This is a genomic window from Cetobacterium sp., assembly GCF_051653945.1.
In the GTDB taxonomy this organism is placed as follows: domain Bacteria; phylum Fusobacteriota; class Fusobacteriia; order Fusobacteriales; family Fusobacteriaceae; genus Cetobacterium_A.
In genome coordinates this window covers 1-9,465 of sequence record NZ_JBOFXD010000066.1, presented here as the reverse complement: position 1 = coordinate 9,465, position 9,465 = coordinate 1, and the positions used below count along the sequence as shown (strand labels likewise).

Sequence of the window (9,465 nt, the reverse complement as noted above, 5' to 3'; positions counted from 1 at the left end):
CCAGTGACAACACGATTAAAAGTCGTGTGCTCTACCATCTGAGCTAATGACGCATTTTTTATGGAGCGGGAGACGAGGGTCGAACTCGCGACATTCAGCTTGGAAGGCTGACGCTCTACCAACTGAGCTACTCCCGCATATTATTCCATCTTTATTATTTAGTTGTTTTGGTGGCGGGGGCTGGATTCGAACCAACGACCTTCGGGTTATGAGCCCGACGAGCTGCCAACTGCTCTACCCCGCGATATATAAGTGGTGCCTGGGGCCGGAATCGAACCGGCACGCTATCAGATAGCTCAGGATTTTAAGTCCTGTGCGTCTACCTATTCCGCCACCCAGGCTTCCTAGTTGAAGGAGCTTGTCGCTTTCGCGCTTCGCTGTCCCTCACGGACATTAATAATAATATCATAAATTATAAACAAAGTCAACAAGTTTTTTTATTTTTTTTAAAGTTTTTTTTCATTTTCTTGGATACCTTTTAAAAACCTTTATTTTTCAATGGTTTTTAAAAGGTATCCTATTATTATTTTTTTATAAATTTTTCATAAAATTTTCTAATTGGTTCTAAAATATTTAAAAAAATAAGTAAATTTATTAGCTTTTTTTTATAACCTTTTAAAGTTTTAAACTCTAAAAAATAAAGTTTTTTATTATTTCCATGCCAACTTTTTCCCCACCAGTGTATTCCATATGTATTTTCAGTTATTTTTTCATAAGAAAATTCTTCTGTAAAATGATATGGATAAAAATATTCATATGGATAGATTTTTATTCCATCTTTTAACTCTATAATTTTATTTTCTCCTATAAAGCTATAATCTCTTTTTAATAAATACTGAATTATAGCTGGAATTGTATATACATTTATATTCCAAATATCATTTTCATAAAACTCTAACATTTTTTTAAAAAATATATGACCTTTTTCTGCTCCTATTATTCCTGCACTTGGTTGATTTTCATCTTCCATTCCTAAAAATAGCTTATCCTCTAAAAATATATCCAAGGATTTTAAAATTTGCATATCTGAATCTAAATAAATTCCACCATTTTCATATAAAACTTTAACACGAAAATAGTCTGATAAAAATGCCCATAATTTTCTTTTATAACACTCTTCTAAAAACCTATTTTTTTTTATTTCATTATAAAAATCTAAATTATCTTCGTTCCACTCTATTATTTCATAATTTGGAAGTTTTTCTCTCCATGAGTTTATACATATATCCATTATATTTGGTTTAGGTCCTCTTCCTAACCAGATGTAATGTATCTTTTTTTCCATAACTCCTCCTAGAAATTAGGTATTTTTTGAGTATTTCCTATATCTTTTCTCATTAACTTTCTTAATAAATTAGAAAATTTAGGAGCGATATAAACTAATATCTCTTCAAAGTTTCTATTTTTTATACCTTTTACATCCTTAAAAATTGTTCTATAATTTTTTAATTTTTCTTTATAATTTTTATTAGAATTTATATATCTATAAACAACAACTTTATAGAAACTTGGTAAAAGTTTTGATAATGCCTCTCTTCCATAATCATCTGTTTTACTATATTCATTTAAGAGCATATAACAAATTTTTTCAAGAGAGTTTATACTTTTATCTGTTATAACACTCATTATGCTACCACTTCTCTGTCTATAATAATAAAATGCTATATCTATATATTTAACTCTTTTAGCTTTTAAATAAACCATTGGAGTGAAATAACTATCTTCATGTATCAAATTATCATGAAAATACAACTTATTTTCACATATAAAGTCTCTTCTATAAATATCATCTACAACCTCTTCTCTAAAACATTTTGTCCCTTGAAAAAGAGTTAGAAAAAATTTAGTTCCCTTTCCAACTGTAAAATCTTTAATTTCTTGAGATCTAAAAAGAGGTTCTCCAATTTTTTCAACAGAAAAATATCTCATATTCCCAACCATTATATCCAAATCTAATTTTTGACCCTCTTTAAAAAACTCTTCAAATCCCTTAGAATCAATTATATCGTCACTATCTATAAACGATAGATATTCACCTTTTGCATCCCTTATCCCAGCGTTTCTTGCTGATGATAATCCACCATTTGTTTTGTCTATAATTTTTGTTATCTCTGGATATTTTTCTTTATATTTTTTTAAAATATCTAAACTTCTATCTGTTGAACCATCATTTACCAAAATAACTTCGTACTCTATATTCTCCACCTTATATATACTATCTAAACATTCTTCTAAAAAAGTTTCAACATTATAAACTGGTACTATAAATGTAAGTTCCATAACTTTCTCCTATATATCTCTATTATTATTTTTTCATCAAATTCATTTAGTATCTTTTTACGTCCATTTTTTCCCATTTCATCTCTCGCTTCATTTGATAAATTAATAAACTTCTCAATCTTTTCTGATAAATCTATCGAATCTTTTACATTAACTAAATAACCATTTTTATTATCCTCAATAATTTCTTTACATCCAGTTACATTTGTTGCAATTATTGGTTTTTCCATGCTTGCAGCTTCCATTAAAACTTTAGAGATTCCCTCTCTATAAGATGGTAAAACTACACAATCAGATGAGTTTATAACGTTTTCTACATCCTTACGATGTCCTAAGTACTCTAATATCCCTGTTTTTTCATACTCTCTCATTTTAGCCTCATTTACACCGTTTGCTGCATCTCCACCTAAAGCACCTAAAAATAAAAATTTAACTTTATATTTTTTTTCTTTAATTATTCTAGCAGCTTCAACATATTCTCTAACACCTTTATCATAAAAAGCTCTAGCTACCATTAAAAAAATTAACTCTTTATTTGGCTCTCTTAAAATTGGTTTGAATTTCTCTGTATTAACTCCTTCTCCAGGAAGAATGAATATTTTTTTCTCATTCACAATATTTTCATCTATTAAACGTTTTCTATCATCTTGATTTAAAACCCAAACCTCTTTCGAGTAGTTTAAAGAAATTTTATATAAAGTTTTAGCTATTTTAGAAACAACTCCTCCTTCGACAAAAGAATAACCTAACCCTGTTAAAACTGCTATACTTGGAATCTTCGCACATTTAGCTGCTAAAGTTCCATAAATATTTGGTTTAATTGTATAATGAAAAATAATATCTGGCTTCTCTTCAATATAAATATTTTTTAATTGAAGAAATAATTGAAAATCCTTTACAGGATTTACTCCTCTTAAACTTAACTCTATAGGAATGTGTCTAATTCCAAGTTCTTTTGGAAAATCTATTCTAGAATCTTTTGGAGCTACAGCTACCACCTCATGACCATCATCTATCAATGCTTTTATAACTCCATATCTGAATATATATATATCCCAAAGTACATTTGCAGTAAAAAATATTTTTAACTTTTTCATAAATACCTCTCAATTAATATTGTATTAATAGTTCTTTTCCATGACTTTCTTTCAAGTATTTTTTACTTTCAATCAGTTCCTTCTCTCTTTTCTCATAATTTAATTTATTAAAAATAGCATTTTCATATTTATAATTTATTTGGTTTCCTGGAAACATCATACTTTTATAGATTCTTACAAAACATAGAAAACATATAATCATTAGCAAAATTTTCTTATTTTTTACATTTTCTATAGCTCTTGTTAAAACTAACCAAGCCCCATAAATAAATAGTATTCCTATTCTTAATGAAACTATAGAAAGCTCTGAAGTAAAAAGAAATATAGATATCCAAATATAAGCACTATTTTTTATGATTAAATCCTTTTCATATTTATATGCTAAGAAAAATATTAAAGCTCTTTCTAAATAGAATAAATTTAACCCTCTTATTAACTCTTTAGGAACTACATCTCTATAGTTAATTAATTTATTTTCAAGAGTTTCAGGTAAATATTCGAAATTTAAGTTAAAAATTAAGTGGAAAATTTTTAAGTCTAGTAAATAATACATACTTCCTAATATAAAAATACCCATTATAATTTTATTTTTATAATTATAATTTAAAATAAAATACATTGGTAAATAAAATACTGCACTTGTATGAAATAGTATTCCTAATATATTTAAAATCAAAAAAGGAGCTATTTTCCTCTCTTTTATATATTGAATAGAGAATAAGAATAAAATCATTGCTTTTATATTTCTTAATAGTTCAACTTCAATATGTAATCCTTGAATACTAAAAAATATTGCAAATGCCATTATTGGATATTTACAATATTTTTTAAATATAAAATATAAAGCTATAAAATCAATAGTTGTAGTTATCAATTGATAAAAAATATAATTTCTAAAAAAGCCTCTAATCAAAGAGGTATATAACATATACCCTTTTTCATAAATATAAGTTGAGTTCATAAAGGATGGGTAATAAAAATACCAATCCCATCCTAAAAATCCTCTCGTCCCTAAAAATATAGTTAAGATAATAATTATACCTTTTAAGATCCTTTCTTTTTGAACTTTATTTTCTGAAAAAACATCATAAACTCCTAGCATCAATAATATCAAAGCTATTGATATAAAAATCATTTTAGTTCCTCTTTATAAATATTTATATATTTTTTTGCTGTTCCTTCAATTGAATATATTAAGCTATTTTTTATTCCTGCTTTACTTTTTTCAAAATAATATTTTTGATCTTCTAAACTCATAATTTTTTTAACTAAATCATTTACATCTCCCAATTTAAAAAGAAGTCCACTATCTCCAACAACATTAGCTAACCCCTCTACATCACTTGCTACAATAGGAGTTCCTGCTGCCATAGCCTCTAATGCACTTAGCCCAAATCCTTCAAAATTAGATGATTGTATAGCTATATCGCTTCTTTTTAAAAGTGCCGGAATAGAATTTGAATAACCTAAAAATTGAACTCTATCATTTAAATTTAACATTAAAACTTCACGCTTTACAGCCTCTTGAGTTTCTCCTTCTCCAACAAAAGTTAAAATATAATCTTTTGGCAATTTTTCCATTGCTCGTACTACTGTTAAGTGATCTTTAGATGAATGGAATCTTGAAACCATTATTAAATTATTTCCTTTTCTATCTTTAGGTTTTCCCATAAATGCTCTTAATGAAACTCCGTTGGGTATAACCTCTATTTTATTTATATTTAATCCTACCCATCTCATAAGTTCCCTAGCAGTAGCTTCAGATATTGCTATTACTTTATCATAAGAACTATATATAAATTTATCTAAAATCTTATATACCCATTTTTCTCTTCTTCTATTATGTGTACTGTGTTCTGTTGTTATATACACCACTTTTTTATTTAAGTATTTTGCAACACTTGTCCAAATTTGAGCATGAACAAGATGAGCATGAACTATATCTATTTTATTTTCTTTTACTATTTTAAATATTTCAAATGGATTTCTTAAACTAAATTTATCATTTGCTTTAAGAGTGTAAACTTTTACACCTCTTTTTTTATACTCTTCTAAAAACTTTTCATTTTTAGTATCTAAAACTAACAACTCTACTTCCATTCCCTGTTTTTTTTGAGCTGGAATTAAATCTAATAGTAGCTTTTCTGCTCCACCTAATTCTAAAGATGTTATTATGTGAAGTATTTTCATTTAATTCTCCTTTTCTTTTTTCCAATCGTAATACATCGATTGGAAAAATCTAATTAAAAATTTAAATTTATTTTTAATTGGAATTTTTTTTCTCAACATATATTGGTAATATAATTTTAATCCTTTAGGATTATTTTTTATTATCTCATTAAATTTTCTAGTATAACCATCGTCTAGATATTGATAGTAATATATACCCTTATCTATGTATCTAAAAATATAGTTTTCACCTATTTGATTCCAAATATATCCTTCTGGAATAAATTTTTCATTCTCTATTTCTGGAAATGGATACTCTCTCATTATAGAAGTTTTAACTATTTCAGCCTTATCTCCCAATATGTTTTTATTGTAAAATATATCTAAAGGATTACTATCTATTTGAGCTTCCCCAAAGGTTTCATTTTTTCTTACACTTTCTCCATTGTCAAAAACTTCAACTTTTCTGAATACAATTCCTGCATAGTCATCTGGTAAGGTTACAATCTCTTCCTCTATTGTTTCCATTGCTTTCTCACTTAAATAATCGTCACTATCAACAATAAAGAAAAACTCTTTTTCAGCTAAAGAAACACCTATATTTATTGCTCTCATCTTCCCACCGTTTTTTACTCTTTTATATAATATGGGAATCTCATCTTCATCTATAAATTCTTTTATTAACTTTTCAGTTCCATCACTTGAACCATCATCAACAACTATCCATTCAAAATTTTTCACTGTTTGATTTTTTAAACTTTTATATAATCTCCTCAATGTTTGTTCTCTATTATAGGTTGGTGTAAATACAGTTATCATCACTCTTACCTTCCTTTTCCAAAAACAACTGTTTTTAAAGTCTTAAATAAAATTACTATATCCAAATATAAGCTATAACACTTTATATAATATAAATCATACTCTAATTTATTTTTAGCATCTTCTACTGTTGCTCCATATGGATACATTACTTGTGCCCATCCAGTAAGTCCTGGTTTTACCATATGTCTTAAACCATAATACGGAATTTGTTTTTCCAACTCCTTTATAAAAACCATTCTCTCAGGTCTTGGACCAATAAAACTCATATCTCCTCTTATAACATTTAAAAGTTGAGGTAATTCATCTATTCTTGTTTTTCTCATAAAGTTTCCGAACTTTGTGACTCTTGGATCATTTTTTTGAGCCCATTTTGCACCATCTTTCTCTGCATCCTGTCTCATACTTCTAAATTTATATACAGGAAACTCTTTTTCATTTTCTCCAACTCTATCTTGAGAATATATAATTGGTCCTGGACTTTCTATTTTAACAATTATAGCAGCAACTATCATAATTGGAAAAGTTAAAGCACCTATTACAATAGACATTCCAATATCAAAAACTCTTTTTACCTTATTTTGAAATTTACTTCTTAAAATCTCAAATCCATAGGCATTTAATAACCACTCTTCGTTTATATATGAAACTTCAACTTTTTTTTCAATTTCTAACATATAATCTAAATATCCCATTACATGAGTATTTCTTAACTTTATTTTTAGTATTTTTTCAATTTCTTTTTCTTCTAATTTAATCTTTCCTAATAATAATAATTTTATGTTATTAATTTTTACAAAGTCTTCTAATTGATCAATATTATCATTAAAACCAATATAACTATACCCCTCTAATTTTTCTAAACTTTTTTCTAAATTAACTTTTAACTCTCCAGCTCCATAAATAGTAACCGGTTTAATTCTGTAAACACTCATATTTATAAGTGTTCTTAAAAAAATAGTCACTGTAGCAAACAAAATAAAAAATATAATCAACCAAAAATCCCAACTTATAAAAAACCAAATAAAAAAGAATATAAAGTTTAATCCGATTACAGTAAAATAATTTCTTATTGAATACTTAGGTACATCAAAATTCATTAAATCAAATAGGTATAGTCCTAACATTATAAAAGAAAACACTCCAATACCTATAATACTCGTCTCTAATGTTAACCCTAATAAATTTGTTAATATTAAAAATAGAATGCCTAAAATACCTATATAAAACGCTCTTAACATTAATTCTCACTATCTCCTTCATAAAGAACGACTCTTTCTCCATCCTCTATTATATTTTCATCAGTTCCATTTTTATCATAAAATATAATTGCTTTAAATATTTCGTCTTTAGAATCTAAACCATACTCTGAAAATAAGGCTGTTGGATAAGCCTCATCTCTATAAGACACAACTGTTAATATATTATTATTTCTAACTAAATATTTTGTTTTTTTATTTTTACTCGCTGCATCTTCATCATCTCTACCAATTCTTCCAAGTATCTTCCCTAAAATATCTAATTGAAATTTATCCTCATCATTCTTTACTTCCCAGACACCTGAATCCTCTTTTTCAATCTTAACTTTTCTCATCTCTTTTCCAGTTTTTAAAACATATCTTATATTTCCCATACTATCAAAAGCAAATGGCAACCCTTCATCCTTTAAATTATAAGAAGCCAAATTAAATCCTGGTTGAATATTTCCTGGAACTCTTTTTTCAATATAAATAGCTGGTAATTTATCGTCTATTGGCATTGTCTTTAACTTTAGCTTTTTACTCTTTATAACTTTTTTATCACTTGGATTTAATTGTTCAATTAAAACTATATTTTCTGCTTTTGGATATAATCCAACTATTGGCAAAACATCTCCTGATACATATTTTTTTTCATAACTAAAATTAGGCATTCCACCTGTACCCATTATTGTTACTTTTAATAGTTCTGTATCGCTACTTGGTTTATATTTCATACCATAAGCCAATGGGGTTCTTCCATATGGATTGTATCTTATAAATGGATCTTCAAAGGTATAGTTTTTCTCTTCATATTCTTTTTTTAATTCTTTTTCGTATTTTTCATCTTGAACATATAAATCCCCATATAAAGCAGCTTTTCTAATATCAAATCCTTTTAGCATCTCTTCTATCTCTATTGCTAAACTTGGATTTACATTTCCAATTTTATAAAGAGTTTTACTTATCTCAACAATTTCCTCTAAATCATATTTTTTCATATCTTTTTTTTCAACAAACTCAACAGTTATAGGAGATTTAGATAAAATTTCACTTATTTCCATTAAGTTTTCTTCTGAAAGTTGATCAAAAGTATCTTTACTATTTTTTATTGGTAATAGTTTAGTTATTCTGTCTTTAATTTTTATAACTTCAGGTCTATTTTCAATAGTTTTAATATTATTATCAAAATTATTCTTTATTAAATCCTCTTTAAAATACTTCCCTAATTCTGGAGATAATAATGCTAACTCTTTTAAACCTTTTATAACTTTAGCATTTTCTACTGCTTTATTGTAATCTGTATTTTCTGAATAAGAAGCTATATTTGGATTATTTATAAAATCAACTAACTTTCCATCTTTTAAAATAGAAGCTACCATTTCCATTTTATCTGGAGATAAACTCTCTAGAATTCTTTTTAGTTTATTATCTTTTAATTTTATATCAAAAATTTTCTCATTTTTTTTCTTCTCACTATTTTCATATATTTTAGAAATACTTTTATTATTTTTTAATACATTTTCTATTTTTTTTCTATTAAATAATAGCATAAAACCGATTACTATTATTAATATAGAAATTATCGATACTATTACTTTTTCTTTTTTTATCATATTTTACATTCACCCCATTTTTAAATTTTTAAATTCCCTAATATTATACACTATATTGAATTAATTGCATAAAAAAAAGAGCTAAAAAGCTCTTTATAGTAAATTATTTTTCCAAAAAATAAAAAAATGGCGCTTCTTGCTGGGCTCGAACCAGCGACAACACGATTAACAGTCGTGCGCTCTACCAACTGAGCTAAAGAAGCACTTTTTTAAGATTGGCAACTTCCTATCCTCCCAGGGGGCTGC

8 protein-coding genes and 4 tRNA genes are annotated in these 9,465 nt (G+C 26.6%); all 12 read right to left on the bottom strand.

The window, feature by feature from the left end; genetic code table 11:
- Window positions 1-61: 61 nt before the first annotated feature.
- The 12 genes from ACRC8M_RS07415 to ACRC8M_RS07360 all read right to left on the bottom strand — a co-directional run bounded on the left by ACRC8M_RS07415 (window position 62) and on the right by ACRC8M_RS07360 (window position 9,422).
- Window positions 62-137 (bottom strand) — tRNA-Gly (locus ACRC8M_RS07415).
- Between the two features lie 31 nt (window positions 138-168).
- Window positions 169-244 (bottom strand) — tRNA-Met (locus ACRC8M_RS07410).
- A 9-nt stretch (window positions 245-253) separates the two neighbouring features.
- Window positions 254-341, bottom strand: a tRNA-Leu gene (locus tag ACRC8M_RS07405).
- Between the two features lie 182 nt (window positions 342-523).
- Complete coding sequence (locus tag ACRC8M_RS07400) at window positions 524-1,285, bottom strand: glycosyltransferase (protein ID WP_438528551.1); 762 nt, start codon at window positions 1,283-1,285, stop codon at window positions 524-526.
- A gap of 8 nt (window positions 1,286-1,293) precedes the next feature.
- On the bottom strand, window positions 1,294-2,280 hold the full coding sequence (locus ACRC8M_RS07395) for a glycosyltransferase (RefSeq protein WP_438528550.1): 987 nt from the start codon (window positions 2,278-2,280) through the stop codon (window positions 1,294-1,296).
- Complete coding sequence (locus ACRC8M_RS07390; protein ID WP_438528549.1) at window positions 2,262-3,377, bottom strand: glycosyltransferase family 4 protein; 1,116 nt, start codon at window positions 3,375-3,377, stop codon at window positions 2,262-2,264. The genes ACRC8M_RS07395 and ACRC8M_RS07390 overlap by 19 nt, the downstream gene beginning before the upstream one ends.
- Before the next feature lie 13 nt (window positions 3,378-3,390).
- On the bottom strand, window positions 3,391-4,512 hold the full coding sequence (locus tag ACRC8M_RS07385; protein WP_438528548.1) for an EpsG family protein: 1,122 nt from the start codon (window positions 4,510-4,512) through the stop codon (window positions 3,391-3,393).
- Window positions 4,509-5,567: a glycosyltransferase gene (locus ACRC8M_RS07380; protein ID WP_438528547.1), complete on the bottom strand. Its 1,059-nt coding sequence runs from the start codon at window positions 5,565-5,567 to the stop codon at window positions 4,509-4,511. Before ACRC8M_RS07380 ends, ACRC8M_RS07385 begins: the two co-directional genes overlap by 4 nt.
- A complete protein-coding gene (locus ACRC8M_RS07375; RefSeq protein WP_438528546.1) occupies window positions 5,568-6,365 on the bottom strand; it encodes a glycosyltransferase family 2 protein in 798 nt (265 codons plus the stop codon).
- A gap of 5 nt (window positions 6,366-6,370) precedes the next feature.
- The gene (locus ACRC8M_RS07370) at window positions 6,371-7,606 is read right to left on the bottom strand and encodes a sugar transferase (protein WP_438528545.1); all 1,236 of its coding nucleotides are present in this window, start codon (window positions 7,604-7,606) and stop codon (window positions 6,371-6,373) included.
- Complete coding sequence (locus ACRC8M_RS07365) at window positions 7,606-9,219, bottom strand: hypothetical protein (protein ID WP_438528544.1); 1,614 nt, start codon at window positions 9,217-9,219, stop codon at window positions 7,606-7,608. The genes ACRC8M_RS07370 and ACRC8M_RS07365 overlap by 1 nt, the downstream gene beginning before the upstream one ends.
- Before the next feature lie 127 nt (window positions 9,220-9,346).
- Window positions 9,347-9,422: transfer RNA gene (locus ACRC8M_RS07360), tRNA-Asn, on the bottom strand.
- Window positions 9,423-9,465 lie beyond the last annotated feature (43 nt).

Bases quoted from the DNA above. Each gene is read 5' to 3' on its own strand.
- ACRC8M_RS07400 (WP_438528551.1), bottom strand. From the start codon at position 1,285: ATGGAAAAAAAGATACATTACATCTGGTTAGGAAGAGGACCTAAACCA.
- ACRC8M_RS07395 (WP_438528550.1), bottom strand. From the start codon at position 2,280: ATGGAACTTACATTTATAGTACCAGTTTATAATGTTGAAACTTTTTTA.
- ACRC8M_RS07390 (WP_438528549.1), bottom strand. From the start codon at position 3,377: ATGAAAAAGTTAAAAATATTTTTTACTGCAAATGTACTTTGGGATATA.
- ACRC8M_RS07385 (WP_438528548.1), bottom strand. From the start codon at position 4,512: ATGATTTTTATATCAATAGCTTTGATATTATTGATGCTAGGAGTTTAT.
- ACRC8M_RS07380 (WP_438528547.1), bottom strand. From the start codon at position 5,567: ATGAAAATACTTCACATAATAACATCTTTAGAATTAGGTGGAGCAGAA.
- ACRC8M_RS07375 (WP_438528546.1), bottom strand. From the start codon at position 6,365: ATGATAACTGTATTTACACCAACCTATAATAGAGAACAAACATTGAGG.
- ACRC8M_RS07370 (WP_438528545.1), bottom strand. From the start codon at position 7,606: ATGTTAAGAGCGTTTTATATAGGTATTTTAGGCATTCTATTTTTAATA.
- ACRC8M_RS07365 (WP_438528544.1), bottom strand. From the start codon at position 9,219: ATGATAAAAAAAGAAAAAGTAATAGTATCGATAATTTCTATATTAATA.